The organism is Pseudoclavibacter caeni (assembly GCF_008831125.1).
GTDB classification, from domain to species: Bacteria; Actinomycetota; Actinomycetes; order Actinomycetales; family Microbacteriaceae; genus Pseudoclavibacter_A; species Pseudoclavibacter_A caeni.
In genome coordinates, this window is record NZ_WBKA01000007.1 from 43,701 (window position 1) to 58,763 (window position 15,063).

Annotated in this window: 14 protein-coding genes and 1 riboswitch; of the genes, 7 read left to right on the forward strand and 7 right to left on the reverse strand. The window is 69.7% G+C overall.

All coding sequences use genetic code 11. From position 1 onward, the window contains the following. Positions 1-58 precede the first annotated feature (58 nt). Positions 59-547 carry a transcription elongation factor GreA gene (gene greA / locus F8O02_RS08190; protein WP_158036758.1) on the reverse strand — a complete coding sequence of 163 codons (489 nt, stop codon included), beginning with the start codon at positions 545-547 and terminating at the stop codon, positions 59-61. Between the two features lie 574 nt (positions 548-1,121). On the opposite strand from greA, the gene F8O02_RS08195 reads away from it, so the two are divergent. Next, positions 1,122-1,541, forward strand: a complete 420-nt coding sequence (locus F8O02_RS08195) for a DUF4307 domain-containing protein (RefSeq protein ID WP_179416276.1) — start codon at positions 1,122-1,124, stop codon at positions 1,539-1,541. A gap of 163 nt (positions 1,542-1,704) precedes the next feature. After that, on the forward strand, positions 1,705-2,124 hold the full coding sequence (locus F8O02_RS08200) for a hypothetical protein (RefSeq protein WP_158036760.1): 420 nt from the start codon (positions 1,705-1,707) through the stop codon (positions 2,122-2,124). A 73-nt stretch (positions 2,125-2,197) separates the two neighbouring features. Here F8O02_RS08200 and F8O02_RS08205 read toward each other — a convergent pair whose 3' ends face one another. After that, the gene (locus tag F8O02_RS08205; protein WP_225734232.1) at positions 2,198-2,974 is read right to left on the reverse strand and encodes an isoprenyl transferase; all 777 of its coding nucleotides are present in this window, start codon (positions 2,972-2,974) and stop codon (positions 2,198-2,200) included. 370 nt (positions 2,975-3,344) lie between these two features. Here F8O02_RS08205 and trhA point away from each other — a divergent pair, with 370 nt between their 5' ends. After that, positions 3,345-4,010 carry a PAQR family membrane homeostasis protein TrhA gene (trhA, locus tag F8O02_RS08210; protein ID WP_404821186.1) on the forward strand — a complete coding sequence of 222 codons (666 nt, stop codon included), beginning with the start codon at positions 3,345-3,347 and terminating at the stop codon, positions 4,008-4,010. Here the strand turns inward: trhA and F8O02_RS08215 are convergent. Then, positions 3,992-5,071, reverse strand: a complete 1,080-nt coding sequence (locus tag F8O02_RS08215; protein WP_158036762.1) for an Lrp/AsnC family transcriptional regulator — start codon at positions 5,069-5,071, stop codon at positions 3,992-3,994. The genes trhA and F8O02_RS08215 overlap by 19 nt on opposite strands. Positions 5,072-5,212: 141 nt before the next feature. Here F8O02_RS08215 and F8O02_RS08220 point away from each other — a divergent pair, with 141 nt between their 5' ends. Both F8O02_RS08220 and F8O02_RS08225 read left to right on the forward strand, forming a co-directional pair. Continuing rightward, positions 5,213-6,079, forward strand: a complete 867-nt coding sequence (locus F8O02_RS08220; protein WP_179416277.1) for a substrate-binding periplasmic protein — start codon at positions 5,213-5,215, stop codon at positions 6,077-6,079. Positions 6,080-7,129: 1,050 nt separating this feature from the next. Beyond that, positions 7,130-7,870, forward strand: a complete 741-nt coding sequence (locus F8O02_RS08225) for a hypothetical protein (protein WP_158036764.1) — start codon at positions 7,130-7,132, stop codon at positions 7,868-7,870. 31 nt (positions 7,871-7,901) lie between these two features. On the opposite strand, the gene F8O02_RS08230 is transcribed toward F8O02_RS08225, so the two are convergent. The 3 genes from F8O02_RS08230 to F8O02_RS08235 form a co-directional block, all read right to left on the reverse strand. Further along, the gene (locus tag F8O02_RS08230; RefSeq protein WP_225734234.1) at positions 7,902-9,380 is read right to left on the reverse strand and encodes an ABC transporter permease; all 1,479 of its coding nucleotides are present in this window, start codon (positions 9,378-9,380) and stop codon (positions 7,902-7,904) included. Between the two features lie 102 nt (positions 9,381-9,482). After that, entirely contained in the window at positions 9,483-9,695 is a 213-nt protein-coding gene (locus tag F8O02_RS09265) for a hypothetical protein (RefSeq protein WP_225734236.1), read from the reverse strand. Between the two features lie 226 nt (positions 9,696-9,921). Further along, the gene (locus F8O02_RS08235; protein WP_158036765.1) at positions 9,922-10,467 is read right to left on the reverse strand and encodes a hypothetical protein; all 546 of its coding nucleotides are present in this window, start codon (positions 10,465-10,467) and stop codon (positions 9,922-9,924) included. A 43-nt stretch (positions 10,468-10,510) separates the two neighbouring features. Between F8O02_RS08235 and F8O02_RS08240 the strand changes: the two genes are divergently transcribed. After that, on the forward strand, positions 10,511-11,098 hold the full coding sequence (locus F8O02_RS08240) for a TetR/AcrR family transcriptional regulator (RefSeq protein ID WP_158036766.1): 588 nt from the start codon (positions 10,511-10,513) through the stop codon (positions 11,096-11,098). A 401-nt stretch (positions 11,099-11,499) separates the two neighbouring features. Here F8O02_RS08240 and bioB read toward each other — a convergent pair whose 3' ends face one another. After that, complete coding sequence (bioB, locus tag F8O02_RS08245; RefSeq protein ID WP_158036767.1) at positions 11,500-12,717, reverse strand: biotin synthase BioB; 1,218 nt, start codon at positions 12,715-12,717, stop codon at positions 11,500-11,502. A gap of 295 nt (positions 12,718-13,012) precedes the next feature. Further along, positions 13,013-13,124, forward strand: a riboswitch (TPP riboswitch). Between the two features lie 172 nt (positions 13,125-13,296). Between bioB and thiC the strand changes: the two genes are divergently transcribed. Further along, positions 13,297-15,033 carry a phosphomethylpyrimidine synthase ThiC gene (gene thiC, locus F8O02_RS08250; RefSeq protein ID WP_218859698.1) on the forward strand — a complete coding sequence of 579 codons (1,737 nt, stop codon included), beginning with the start codon at positions 13,297-13,299 and terminating at the stop codon, positions 15,031-15,033. The last annotated feature ends 30 nt before the right edge of the window (positions 15,034-15,063 follow it).

Genomic DNA, 15,063 nt, shown 5'->3' on the forward strand with positions numbered 1-15,063 from the left:
GTCGGGGCGTCCTCAGGCCCGTGCCCGGTCGGGCAGGCCCGTGCATGTCGGTCGGGGGTCAGCCGGCCGTGTACGGCTCGACCGAGAGGATGTCGACGCTGATGGTGCGCCCGTTCGGCGCGTCGTAGGTGACCGTCTCGCCGGCGCGGTGGCCGGCCACGGCCGCGCCCAGCGGGCTCTCTGTGCTGAAGACCTTGATGTCGCCCGAGCCGATCTCGCGGTTGCCCAGCAGGAAGCGCAGGTCGCGACCGGCCACCTTCGCGGTGACCACGGTGCCACGGGCCGCCTTGCCGTCCTCGACGGCGACCTCGCCGACCTGAGCGTCGCGCAGCAGGGCCTCAAGCTCGCGGATGCGGGCCTCGAACTTGCCCTGCTCATCCTTCGCCGCCTGATAGCCGCCGTTCTCGCGCAGATCGCCCTCGGCTCGGGCCTCCTCGATGCGCTTCGCGATGTCGCGGCGCCAGGGGCCACGCAGCTGGTCCAGCTCGGCCTGCAGGCGGTCGTATGCCGCCTGAGTCAGCCAGGTGCCCTCTTGCTCGTCAGCCATTGCACACACTCCTCTTGGCAGAATGTCGAATGGCCAGTCTACCCCTCAGCCCATCTTGCTGCCCTGGCACGCCTGGGCGTCTGATCGCCCTTCAACCTGTCTGCTGCCTCGCTTGTCTGGTGCCTCTCAGCCCATCAGACCGCCCAGCAGGTCGCCTGCGGCGGCCCATGAGTCTTGCCAGGGCCGAGGGCTGAGTCGGCGTGCCCCGACCCTGATTCCGGCGCGCCCCGACGCCGAGAGTGTGGGAATGCCCGTCTCTGGCGTCCAGGCTGCGCGGTGCCACGCCTGCCATCGGTCTCGGCGGTCATCTGTGCGATGTGGATGCGCCTGGTGTGGGACTGCGTGATGTGGGTGCGCCGGGCGGGGACGCGTCCTCGACCACGCCACTCGAGTCGTGAGAACCTGGCCGCCGAGTCGTCCCGCGATAGGATCGCCATGGTGTGACGGACGCATCACGACGAGCGCCGAGGAACACGACGGCATCCACCAGAGCCACGCACGAAGCCCCGTCGCCGGAGAGAGCATGCGCCGGAGCTGTGCCCGCGAGCGGCCCCGTGCCGAGACGAGGAGTGACATGACGCATCCTGTCGAGGACGCCAGCATGGCGACGCTGCTCGAGCAGCGCTACGGCCGCACCCCGCGTCGGCTTTCTCGCCGTGCCTGGGCTTGGCTGGGCACGATTCTCGTCGTGATCGCGACCGTCGCGGTCGTGGTCTTCGCGGTGAGGCAGCCCTCGTCGGCGGTGAGTGCGAAGACGGCGACGTCGGCCGTCGACGCGCAGGGGGATGCGGTGGTCCGGTTCACGCTGAACACGAGCCCCGGCATCGCGGTGCGGTGCGCGCTCGACGCCCGCGGTGAGGGCCAGGCCCAGGTCGGCTGGAAGTACGTGGATGTCCCCGCCTCCGACGAGCCGACCCGCACGATCACCGAGACCGTTCAGACGTTCCGCCCGGCGCTGGCCGGTTCGCTGCAGTCGTGCTGGCAGGTGGACTGATCCGCGTGACCGTGGCCCAAGCGCTGGCTGCCCAGGCGCTGGCGGGGGCGCACCAGCTGATCTGCACGACCACGGCATGCCACAGCGGGTCAGGCGCCGCGGCGGGAGGCGCGGGAGCGCTGCACCGCGGGGAGGCCCGCCGCCGCTGTGAGAGACTGGGGGCATGACCGTGCTCACCGATGCCGTGTACGCCGCCGTGCCCGTCGCCGACCCCTGGACCGCCGAGACGAGCGTTTCCCCCTCGCCGTCGACCTCGACGGGCGATCAGCTGCTCGAGCAGGATCAGGACCAGGTCGGCGCCGGCCCCGGGGCGTTCTGGACGGGGTTCATCGCCGCGGTCATCATCCTCGCCCTCGCCGTCGATCTCGTGCGGCGACTGCGGCGGATGCGCTACCGGCAGCAGGCTCGCATCGAGCTCGCCCGCGAGTACGGAGTCGAGGACGAGGAGTTCCCTGACGGTGCCGAGGTGCCGCCCGCGGACGAGGACCCGTTCGCCGCGGCCGAGCGCCGTGACCGGGAGCGCGAGGAACGCCGCACCGCCCGTGCCGCACGTCGGGCTGCGCGGAGGTCGCGTCAGAGCTGAGGCGCGCGGCAGAGCTGAGCAGCCTGTCCGAGGGCCGCACGGCGCTGAGGTCTGCGCGACACCTCGTCCCGGCTCAGGAGCCGAAGCGACGCTGCCGGCCCGCGTACGAGCGCAGCGCCCGCAGGAAGTCCACTCGGCGGAAGTCCGGCCACAGCACGTCGGCGAAGTAGAACTCGCTGTGCGCCGCCTGCCACAGCAGGAAATCGCTCAGCCGCTGCTCGCCCGAGGTGCGCAGGATGAGATCCGGATCCGGCTGCGAGCCCGTGTAGAGGTGCTCGCCGATCTCGGCCTCGCTCACGCCCTCGGCGAAGTCGGCCAGAGTGCGCCCAGCCTGCTGCCACTGCCGGGCGGTCAGCCGCACCGCGTCCACGATCTCGCGCCGGCCGCCGTAGCCGACGGCGAGGTTGACCTGCATGCCCGTGGCGTCGGCGGTGCGGTGCTGCGCCGACTGCAGGGTCGCGACGAGCTGCTCGGGCAGTCCGTCGGTGCTGCCGACGTGGCGCACGCGCCAGTCGCTGCACCGGGAGATCTCGTCGGTGAGGTCGATGATGATCTGCACGAGCTGCTGCAGCTCCTCGTGCCCCCGGTTGGCGAGGTTGTCGGTGGAGAGCAGGTACAGCGTCACGATGCGGATGTCGCGCTCGTCGCACCAGCCGAGGAACTGGCGGATGACGGCGGCGCCGGCCCGGTGCCCGGTGGCCGCCTTGGAGTTCTGCCGCTCGGCCCACCGCCGGTTGCCGTCGAGGATCACCGCGACGTGCTGGGGCGGGGTCTGGCCCTCGAGCTCTCGCTCCAGCCGACGCTCGTAGATGTGGTAGAGGAGCGGGATGCGACGCGGATCACTGGGCACTCCCACAACGATACCGAATCGTCATCCGCGTCGAGAGGATCGCCCGGCGTCAGCGGGGCGGCCGCGCGTAGACTGGCGGGCAGGCGCGCCGCCCGTCGCGCGTCGGGCGGGAGCAGCCATGACCGACACCACGGACTCATCGAGGACGGACCCCACAACGGCCGCGGCGTCCGCGCGCCAGAAGGCACCCACCGGAGCGGCGGATACGACCGCGGCGCCCGACCGCGCGGCGCGGCCCGGCGCACCGCGACCCACTGCGGCGGGCACGGTCCGGGCGGATGCTCGGGGCGCGTCCGTCGTCGCCGAGCGCGTCGCCGCCCACGGCACCGAGGCTCAGCTCGAGCGCGCCGTGCGGGCGGAGGCGCCCGGGCTGCCGCACCTGCCGATCACCGAGGCGACCCGCAGCGTCCGCGGTGACCGGCCGCTCATGCGTGGCTGGCTGCATGCGGTGACGTTCCCGCTCGCACTGGCCAGCGGGATCGTGCTCATCGTGCTCGCTCAGGGCGCCGCGGCGAAGGCCGCGTGTGCGGTGTTCATGGCCACGTCGATCCTGCTGTTCGGCAACTCGGCCGTCTATCACCTCTTCCCGTGGGGGCCGCGCACGAAGCTCGTGCTCAAGCGCATCGACCACTCGAACATCCTGCTGCTCATCGCCGGCACGTACACGCCGCTGAGCATCGAGACGCTGCCCCCGGACAAGGCGCGGCTGCTGCTGACGATCGTGTGGACGGGCGCGCTCGCCGGCATCCTCTTCCGTGTGCTGTGGATCACTGCGCCGCGCTGGCTGTACGTGGCCATCTACCTGCTGCTCGGCTGGGCGGCGGTGATGTACCTGCCCGACTTCTTCGCCTCGAATGCGGCCGCCATGATCCTCATCCTCGCCGGCGGGGTGCTCTACAGCATCGGCGCGGTGGTGTACGCGACGAAGAGGCCGAACCCCTCACCGCGTGTGTTCGGGTTCCACGAGGTCTTCCACGCGTTCACGGTGCTCGCGTTCGCGTGCCACTGCGTGGCGATCTACCTGGTCACGGTCTGACCGGGCGTCGTCTCGGCCGGCGCGTTCGACATGGGGCCCGCCACGTAGCCGATGTGCCGGCCGGCCGCGTCGATCAGATGCCCCGCCCGCTTGGCGAATCTGGTGGCCAGCCAGCGGTCGCGGATGCGTGTGCTGGGGAACCGGCGCACGAGCTCGTCCTCGATCGCGTCGACCTCGTCGAGTGACCGCACCCACAGGTGGATGTACAGGTTCGCCCGGCCGACCATCGTCGCGCACTCGCGCACACTGTGTCGGTGCCGGCGCAGCATCGCGCCGATCGCCGTCAGCTGTGACTGCGGTGCCTCGACCCAGAGGTCGGCCAGCTGGATGTACCCCAGTCGCTGCTGGTCGAAGTCGATGCGGAGGGCGAGGGCTCGATCGCGCTCCAGCTGGTGCAACGCCCGGCTCACCCCGGAGACCGACCGGCCGATCGCCTGTGCGATGTCCGAGACGGTGCGCCGGCCGTCCTCTGCCAGGGAGGCCATGATGTCGCGCTCGAAGCGGCTCGGCTCGCGGCCGACGGTGTCTCGTCCCGACTGCTGGCGCTCCGCTGCATCGAGCAGCCGCCGCTCGTCGGCTGGGTCCAGTGCGCGCAGTCGCCAGTCGCCGGGCTGCACATGGAAGCGGCGGATCGGGGTGGTGACGGTGCGCACGATACCGTCCACTCTGCCCAGCTGCTCGCGGGTGAGCCGGTCGAGCATCGACCAGGTCGGGGTGGTGACGGTCAGCAGCAGATCGCGGGTGCCGGTCGTGCACTCGATCGTCCAGATGTCGGGGATGCAGGAGAGCGCTCGCAGCACAGAGTCACGGTAGCCGGCCTCACAGGACACCTCGATGTAGGCCGTGGACCCGATGGTGGAGAGCCGGCCGGTGAAGCTGTGCGCAGGCTGGCAGGTAGACCACACTTCGCCGGCGGTCTGCAGCGTCCGCCAGCGGCGCGAGAGCGTGGACGCATCGGCACCGAGCACCTCGGCGAACTGGGTCCATGGCAGTCGGGGAGCGACCTGCAGGGCGGCCAGCAGTGGTGCATCCGTGGGACGGAGGAGAGACCTCTGCGGCATGGATGGAGATTATCAAATATCTGGCGTTCTAACATGTTGGAAACACGGAAACGGGATCATCTCACCTGTGCATCGAGGGCGGCGTCCACCGCTGGCCAGTCGGTCACGACGCAGCATTCATTCGGATTCAGGAGGAACGAGATGACCATCACCCGCACCATCGCAGCGCTGGGTCTCGCCGCGGCCACGGCCGTGGCACTCACGGGCTGCAGCTCGGACTCGCAGAGCAATGTCGCCGAGGGCTGCACTCCCGCGCACGAGGGGCTGACGACCGTGACCTCCGGCAAGCTCTCCACGGCGATCGTGGACGCGCCGCCGTACAGTGCGAACACCGATGACGGCGACGCTGATGGGCTCGAGGTCGACATCCTGAACAAGCTCGCCGAGATGGAGTGCCTCGACATCACCTACACGCCGTCATCGTTTGCCGGGGCGGTGCCGCTCATCACCCAGCAGCGCAGCGTGGACATCGCGGCCGGCGCGTTCTACCCGACCGCGAAGCGCAATGAGGTGGCCGACTTCGTCGGGCCGCTGTACTACGACAACATGTCCATCGCGACGAAGACCGGGGTGTCGTCAGTGGCGGATCTCGAGTCGATGGACAGCATCGGCACCGTCGACGGGTTCCTGTGGACGGAGGACCTGCGCACGGTGCTCGGTGACAAGATCCGCACGTACAGCAGCTCGGTGGAGCTCAGTCAGGACATGCTCAACGGCAGGCTCGACGCCGCGATCGACTCCGTGGCCACCTCGCAGCTGTATTACAAGGACGATCCGGACATCCAAGTGAAGGTCGCCGACAAGGACGACCGCATCGCCGTCACGGTGAACACCCCGCAGGTGATCTTCCCCGTCTCGAAGGACAACACTGCGCTGAAGGACGCCCTCGACGAGGACATCGCGACGATGCGCTCGGACGGCACACTCTCGTCGCTCATCGCCGATGCGGGCTTCGACACTTCAGCGAACATCCCCGAGAGCGACTCGACGTTGCGGGTCATCGGCTGATCGTCGACTGGGGCGGCGGCACTGGGCTGGGGGCGCCCGACGCCCTGTCGGGGGCCCCAGCCCGCCGATCCGGTGGGGAGGAGCCGCATGGCTAGGCTCATCGCGTCGCCCCAGTACACGGACGAGCCGTAGGGCACGACCTGCGGAGTCACCCCGCCCTGCTCGTGCATCGGGGCGTCTCCCCTGCCGGTGACGGCGGGCACGCCGCTGTCGAGGGGGGATCCACCAATTGGTGTCGCCCCCGGCGGACTCGCCGTACGGCTTCGTGTCGAAGAACGACTTCACCCCGCAGCCGGCGTACGAGGACGAGAGATCACAGCCGATGTCGCCCGTCGGTGTCTTGATCACGGCGACCTGCGGGCCTCCGGAGGAAGCCACTGTGGTGATCTGCGTGGCGTCTGCCGGTCGTGTGCCGCCGGCCCCGGACCAGCCCCCTTGACCGGCGCGGTGCCGGAGGAGGCGGAGGAACCCCGGCCGTCTGCCCCTCGTCCGGCGGCAGGTCGCCATCGCGGCGGATCGTCTGCGTTCCCTCATCCCAGGCGAACGTCGACGTGGCGTGCAGCGAGGCCTCCGCCGTGGTCGCGTCCCACTGTGACCCGGACGTCCCGCCCGACAGCGAGGGCACCTGACCGATCCAGCGCTGCAGCGCCTGCGTGCCGGTGAAGTCAGCGCACTGCGCGTCCGACGAGGCGATGACGGCCCACACGGTATGCGCGGGGCGAGCAGGGCGGGGCCGCGCCGCGCGGATCCGCATCGTGATCGCCCGCTCCACCCGTGTCGCATCGGACAGCGCGCCGGCACCCGCCTGTCGTGCCACGTCGGAGGCCGTGCGCTGGTGTGATGCGGCCGTCTCGGTCTGCCGCATGATGCCCCTCGCGATCTGGGGGTGTTCGCCACACGTGCGATGACAGACCTCATTCTATGAGACGGCTGTGACATTCGCGGTCCGACGGGGAAGGGGCCCATCCTTGCCGCGTGCGTGACCGATGGCGCCGCGTCGTGGGAGACTGGGGCGATGACGGCCATGGCTCCAGCCCGCGAGGTGCGGCGATGATCCGCGCTGTCGTCGCTCTCGCCGGCATCGGCCTCGCGCTCAGCGTCAGCCCCTCGACGCTGGCCGTGCTGCTGCTCGTGCTCGGTGCGGGGCCGGCCCAACGCACGCGCTCGCTCGCGGGGCTGTTCGGGGGCATCGTCCTCGGCAACGCCCTGCTGCTGGCGCTGCTGCGCGTGGCCACACCGCGTGCGCTCGCCGCGCTCGTTGATGCCGGGGCCGAGGAGCTCGTCTCGGCGCACTGGCTCGATCTGCTCGCGGCCGCGACGCTCGTCGTCGGCGGGCTGCTCGCCCTGCGGCGGGCCTGGCGGGTGCGGCGCCAGCGGGCCGGGCTGCGAGCCGAGGGCGGGACGGCTGCGCCGGAGGTCTCCCAGACGCCCCCGATGTCGCCGCGGCTGCGCCGGGCGGCGACCTCACCGTGGGCGCTGCTCGGCTTCGGCCTCACCGGCTCGGTGTTCACCTGGACCGGCGCCGTGCTGCTCTATGCGGCCACCCGCCTCGTGCTGGACGCCACGGACGCGCTCGTCTGGCAGTTCGCCCTGCTCGGCTGGCTGCTCGCGGTCGTCATCCTGCCCTACCTCGCGGTGGTGTGGATCTGGGACCGGGCACCGCGGGCGGCGCGGATCGTGCGCCGAGTCGCCGGCTGGCTGCTGGGCCGCGACGCGGTGGCGCTCGCTGGATGGGCCACGCTCGCCGCCGGCGTCACGTTCGGGGCGTGGACGCTCACACGGCTGGGGTGAGGGTCACACGTTGAAGCGGAGCTCGATCGAGTCACCGCGGTTCGCGGAGCCGGTACGCGCGCACCTCTGCGAGCATCAGTTCCTTGTGCTCCTCGACCCTCCCGCGGTCCACGGGGTGCTCGACGCTGAAGTCCTTCATTGGCATGGCCATCTCAGCCACTCTCCTGCAGCACACGCGCATCCCTGCTGTGCGTCGGGTTGCGCGTATGCTCGAACAGTCATGAAGGCAATCGGCAAGGTGCTCAAGGTGATCCTCATCGGGGTCGTCGCTCTGTACGGTCTGATCTTCAGCGGCATCCGTGCCTGCTACCGTCGCTGGCCCAAGCCCACGGTGTTCACCGGTGGCGCACTGGTGGGCGTGTTCTTCATCAGCGCGGCGGTCGCCGGCGTGCACGGGGGAGTACACGGCGAGACGACGTCGACTGCAACCGGGGTGAACGGCACGAGTGCAGCATCCATCAGCCCGTCGGCCGAGGACGACGACGCGGTCGAGGATGCAGATGACCCCTCGGGCGCGAGCGCGACGGTGACCAGTGCGGCAGCCAATGTCAGCGCCGCTGGCCGCAGCATCCCCCGAGTCGGATGAGATGGTCGGATGCACGAGGTTGATCACGAGCACGCCGATCAGCCCGACGGCCACGCCGATGACCCCGCCGATCAGACCCTGCACGAGCGATTCGCCGGCCACCTGGCGCACGACGCGACCGTTGGACCATCCGATCGCCTTGAGCGTGCCGAACTCCCGGGTGCGGCGGGAGACCCCTGAAATGGTGAACAGAACGGCGAGCAGCACGGCCACGGCCAGCAGGATCACCGACAGCCAGGTGCCGAGGCTCGAGATCAGCGACGAGGCGCTCGACAGCGAGCCCGAGACGGTGGAGGCGAGATCCGACTGCGAGCTCACGGTCGCGTCGGGCAGGGCCTCCTCGATGGCCGACTGCACGCTCGAGATGTCATCGGCCGAGCTCGCCTGCACATACACTGTCGAGATCACATCGCCGGTGCCGGCCAGCGTCTGCGCTACGTCGAGCGGAATGTAGACGTTGGCGGCGGTGTCTGCATCAGAGGAGCTCGAGGTCACGATGCCGACGATCTCGAGGTCGGTGCCGCCCACGTTGATGGTGTCGCCGACGGCGAGATCGCTGCTGGTCGCATAGGTGGAGTCGAGCACGGCCACGTTCTGGCCGGCGTCGTCGGCGTCGAGCTGGCGCCCGTCGCTGAGCGTCACCGAGGACATGGGGCCGATCTCTGTGGTGTCGGTCGAGATGCCGAGCACGGTGAACGAGTCGATGCCGAACGAGCCGCCGCCGAAGCCGCCGCCCTGGCCGCCCGACGGCGGGCCGGAGGTGCCGGAGTCGGTGCCGGAGTCGGTTGACCCCTCGGTGGGGGCGGAGGGCAGCTCGCCCGAGAAGGTGGAGTTGGTCAGGCTGAGCGCTGCGGTGGCGTTCGACACGCCGTCGACGCCGAGCACGGTGTCGAGCGTGCCGGCCTCCAGCGTCGAGCGACCCATCTCGGTGGTCAGCGTCGACTGGTTGAGCGTGGTGTTGCCCTCGCTGTCTGTGCTGCCGCCGTCTTCGCCGAAGTCGAAGGAGGGGCCGCCCTCGCGGCCGCCCTAGGTGGGCTCCGACTGCGCCCCGGTCACGGTGAGGTCTGTGCCGACGCCGTAGACGGATGCCAACGCGGTGGTCTGCGCATCCTTGACGCCTGCCGCCAGTGCGTTGACGATCACCACCAGCGCGATCGCCAGGGCCAGCCCGGCTGCGACGATGATCGTCTGCTTCTTTCGGCCGCCGAGTTCGCGGCGTAGATAGGTCCAGACATGCACTCTCCTCATCAGGGGTCGGTTCGACCGTCGATGATGAGGCTAAAGAGGCATCTTGTCGGCACACTCGGTGAAGGTTGTGAATGGGTTGAGGTGTGGGGTGACTGCGCTGCGCGGGCTGCTGTGCAGTGGGGCGTGTGGCGGGGCGTGCGGTGGGGCGTGCGGTGGGGGTGAGAAATCTGCGAAAGGTGCAGTGGGGGTGAGTGTGCGTCACCCCGGCCGCACATTTTCACCCCTGGCGCATATCGGCGTGCGGGCGCTTCGGCCAGATCGTGTAGCTTGCGGCCCAGACCACGTCGATGGCGAGTATCAGCCCGAGCACTCGCCAGGCATCGAGCAGTGGCGCAGTGGTCGTGGGGTCGCCGACGGCCAGCACGAGCAGGCCCAGCACCGCGGCGGCGATCAGCAGGGATGCGAAGGTGCGGAGAACATCCACCCAGCAGGATCTGGCATACGCCATACCGTGCAGAGCGGGTGGTCGGGGCCCGGCCTGCAGCAAATGAGTGGCCCAGCGATCGGCCCAGGCGATGAGGCGATGCCCGTAGACCACGGAGAAGCCGAGATACAGCGCCGAGAGCACGTGTGTGAAGCCGGCCTGCGCGCCGCTGCGCAGGTCGAAGTAGGTCACGGTCAGCAGCAGCAGGTCGACCAGTGGAGTGGCGGCGAGCAGCACGGCGCCGAGCCGCGGGCGGTGCAGCAGATAGCGGGAGACGAGTCCAGCGGCGATCAGCATCCAGAGGCCGATCTCGCACAGAATGATGATGGTGACGAGCACGGCAAGATATTAGCACGACTGTGCTAATACGTAGACTGGTGTCATGCCCAAGCACATCGACCATGAGCAGCGCCGTGAGCAGATCGCCGAGGCGCTGTGGCGGGTCGTCGAGCAGGAAGGCGTGGCCCAGGTCTCGGTGCGGCGCGTCGCGCAGGAGGCGGGGCTCGCTGTGGGGTCCCTCCGACACGTGTTCCCCACCCGTGCGGATCTGCTCGAGTTCTCGACAGAGCTGATGCTGCGGCGGGCCACTGAGCGCATCCGGCAGGTGACACCACACGAGGACATCGAGGAATACGCCTGCGAAGTGCTGGAGCATCTGGTGCCGCTGACCCCTGCCTCGCGCATCGAGTTCGCGGTCAATCTCGCGCTCTACGCGGAGGCTCCATCGGTTTCCCAGATCGGGGTGCTGCGCGACCGCGCTCAGCATGCGCTGCAGGAGGGGTGTCGTTTGCTGGCGCGGCGGCTCGGGGTGCCCGACGTGCGGGTCGAGTTGGAAGCGCGCCGCCTCCATGCGCTCGTGGACGGGCTGGCGCTGCATCTGAGCGGGTCTGTGGATGCGGCCGAGGCGGAGTGGGCGCGCGAGATCCTGGCTGCGGAGGTGCATCGGCTGCATGCCGCAGCTGCGGAGTGACTTGGCGACGGGGATCGTCGGTGGTGTGGGCGGCAGCGTGCACTGGGGGTGACGAATCTGCGAAATGTGCGGTGGGGGTGAGAGCGCCTCACCCCGGCCGCACATTTTCACCCTTGGGGCGCGGCAGCGTGCAGCTTGCAGACACGGGCGCGGGGCCTGACCGCGCTGCTGCCGGCATCCGTGCTGTGGGCCGCAGCAGTGATGATCGTGATCGTGCTGATCGTGGAGGCCACCGAGCCCCGACAGGCGTGAAGTCCGCCGGTATTGCTGATGTGCAATTCCTGAAAATCAGGCAGTACCGCGAAGAATCTGGCACGATCTGGCGACAGGTGCCGTGTTCTTGGCGGTGGTGCCGTGTTCTGGGCCACGCCGCGACCCGGCGTGGCCGTGCGGGTGGCCGCTCAGCTCGCGTGTGCATCCTGCTCGACCACGAAGCCGAGCTCGTCGATCATCTGGCGGTCGGCATCCATCGTCTGCCCCTCACTGGTGAGATAGTCGCCCAGAAACACCGAGTTCGCCGCGAACAGCGCCAATGGCTGCAGTTGCCCCAGGTTCAACTCTCGGCCGCCGGCCAGTCGGATCTCGCGCCCCGGCAGCAGGTAGCGGAACATCGCCACGATCTTCAGGCAGCGCAGGGGAGTGAGCAGGCGGCGACCGGCCAGCGGGGTGCCCTCCTGTGGGATGAGGAAGTTGATGGGCACGGAGTCGGCCTCGAGCCGGCGCAGCTCGAGGGCCACCTCGGCGAGGTCGTCGTCGTCTTCGCCCAGCCCGCAGATGATGCCGCTGCACGGCGAGATGCCGGCGCGCCTGACCGATTCGATGGTCTCGACGCGGTCGCGGTAGGTGTGCGTGGTCACGATGCGGTCGTGGTAGCGCGGCGCCGTGTTCACGTTGTGGTTGAACCGCTCGACGCCCGAGTCGGCGAGCACCTCGGCCTTGGCGTCATCGATCAGGCCCAGACAGGCGCACAGCTTCATCTCGGGCATCTCTTCGCGGATGCGGCGCGCGGCCGAGGCGATGCGGTCGACATCGCGACGCGAGGCCCGTCGCCCGCTCATGACCATGCAGTAGGTGCCGGCCTGCTGGGCGTGGGCGTGGCGGGCGCCCTCGACGATGGTCTGCTCGTCGACGAGCTGGTATTCGGGCACGGGCGCGGTCGCATAGATCGACTGCGAGCAGTAGGCGCAGTCTTCGGCGCAGCGGCCGCTCTGCGCGTTGATGAGCATGTTGAGCTTGACGCTGCGGCCGTGAAAGCGGCGGCGGATGCGATAGGCGCCGGCCATCAGCTCCAGGATGTCGTCGTCGTGGCTGCGGAGGATGCGCAGGGCGTCGTCTCGGCCGGCGGGCGTGCCGGCGAGCACGCGTTCGGCGAGCCCTGTCCAGTCGTGCCCGGGCGGGGTCGTCGGGGTGGGGCGCTGCGCGCGCGGTTCGACACTCGGGCCCTCGTGCGGTCGTCGTGGATGGGCTGCGCCTGCGGTGCTCGCCACGGCTGCGGTCGGGATTGAGGTGAGCGGGCGTCCATTGCGGGTGATGCCGGGCAGCCGTGGGGCCGGGGTGGCCGGGGCGGTCGGGGCGGTCGGGGCGGGCAAGGGCGTCTGGGTGTGTTGAGGCGTGGTCATGCGGGATCCCTTCTCGTACGGGCTTACCTGAACGGTGTTCAGTGAACGGTGTTCAGGATACACCGGGCTGCGGTGCGGCGTGCACTGAGGGTGAGGAATCTGCGAAATGTGCGGTGGGGGTGAGGAATCTGCGAAATGTGCGGTGGGGGCGAGTATGCGTCACCCCGGCCGCACATTTTCACCCCTACGGGATGCCCCGGCCTGACAGTGCACGGCAGAGCAAATGCATGGCTGGGGGCGGAGCGTGCCCGACCAGGGCACGGGCAGCGCACATCCGATCCGGGGCTATGATTTCAGCGACCCCGCGGGGGCCCTCGGGCAGAGGGCTGAGACCAGGCTGACACCGCCTGACACCGCTGAACCTGATCCGGTTGACACCGGCGTAGGAAGTGAGGATCGCGAATGATCGCGCCTGAAAACACCCACCCTGAACACGCTGAACACCCTGAACACCCCGGCCGCGCGCAGCACGCAACACCGTCTGACACAGCGCGGCCCGGCACGGTACCGGCAGTCACGCCCCAGCCAGTCACCGCCCAGGCAGCGCCGGCGGCCACGGACGCGACCATATCGCACAGGCTGGCCGCGGGAACCGAGCAGTACCACACGCATTCGCTGGCCTGGCTCGAGGATGCCGAGCACGGCATCCATGTGCCGGTGACCGAGATCGCGCTGGAGCCGAGCGGTGAGCATCCCAACCCGCCCGTGCAGGTGTACCGCACCATGGGGCCGGGCAGCGTGCCCGAGCAGGGGCTGCCGCCGCAGCGCGAGCCCTGGATCATCGCCCGCGAAGACACCGAGACGTATGCGGCGCGCGGGCACCGGCTCGAGGATGACGGGCGTGCGGCCGTGCGGCGCGGCGCTCCCTCTCAGCGCTGGCAGGGGCGGCGCCCGGCCCCGCGCCGTGCGAAGGCCGGCCGCACCGTCACGCAGATGCACTATGCCCGACGCGGCATGATCACGCCAGAGATGCGCTATGTCGCGCTGCGGGAGGGATGCGACGTCGAGCTCGTGCGCAGCGAGATCGCGGCGGGGCGGGCGATCATCCCCGCGAACGTGAACCATCCGGAGAGCGAGCCGATGGTCATCGGCCGGGCGTTTCTGGTGAAGATCAACGCGAACATCGGCAACTCGGCGGTGACCAGCTCGATCGCCGACGAGGTCGAGAAGCTGCAATGGGCCACCAAGTGGGGCGCTGACACGCTGATGGATCTGTCGACCGGCAACGACATCCACACGACGCGCGAGTGGATCATCCGCAACTCGCCGATTCCGATCGGCACGGTGCCGATCTACCAGGCGCTCGAGAAGGTGAACGGGGAGGCGAACGCGCTGACCTGGGAGATCTACCGCGACACCGTGATCGAGCAGTGTGAGCAGGGCGTCGACTACATGACCGTGCACGCCGGGGTGCTGCTGCGCTATGTGCCGCCGACCGCGGACCGGGTGACCGGGATCGTCTCGCGCGGCGGCTCGATTCTGGCCGGCTGGTGCCTCGCGCATCACCAGGAGAACTTCCTGTACACGCACTTCGACGAGCTGTGCGAGATCCTCGCGCGGTACGACGTGGCGTTCTCGCTGGGCGACGGACTGCGCCCGGGATCGATCGCCGACGCCAACGACGCGGCCCAGTTCGCCGAGCTCGACACCCTGGCCGAGCTCACCCACCGCGCCTGGGAGCACGACGTGCAGGTGATGGTCGAGGGCCCGGGGCACATCCCGCTGCACCTGGTGCGCGAGAACGTCGAGCGGCAGCAGCGGCTGTGCGACGGCGCGCCGTTCTACACGCTGGGGCCGCTGGTCACCGACATCGCGCCGGGCTACGACCACATCACCTCGGCGATCGGCGCCACCGAGATCGCGCGTTACGGCACCGCGATGCTCTGCTACGTCACGCCCAAGGAGCACCTCGGCCTGCCCGACCGCGACGACGTGAAGACCGGGGTGATCACCTACAAGATCGCCGCGCACGCGGCCGACATCGCGAAGGGGCATCCGGGCGCGACCGCGCGCGACGACGCACTGTCGAAGGCCCGCTTCGAGTTCCGGTGGCGCGACCAGTTCGGGTTGGGGCTCGACCCCGAGACCGCGGTGGCCTTTCACGACGCGACGCTGCCCGCGGAGCCGGCGAAGACCGCGCACTTCTGCTCGATGTGCGGGCCGAAGTTCTGCTCGATGCGCATCTCGCAGGACATCCGCGACACCTACGGCAGTGCCGAGGCGCAGGCGGCGATCGCGGGCATGCAGGCCAAGAGCCGGGAGTTTTTGGCCGCCGGCGGGCAGGTGTATCTGCCCGACCCTGTGGTGCGGGGGTGATGGGGCGTAGGCTAGTGTGTACACAGTGGT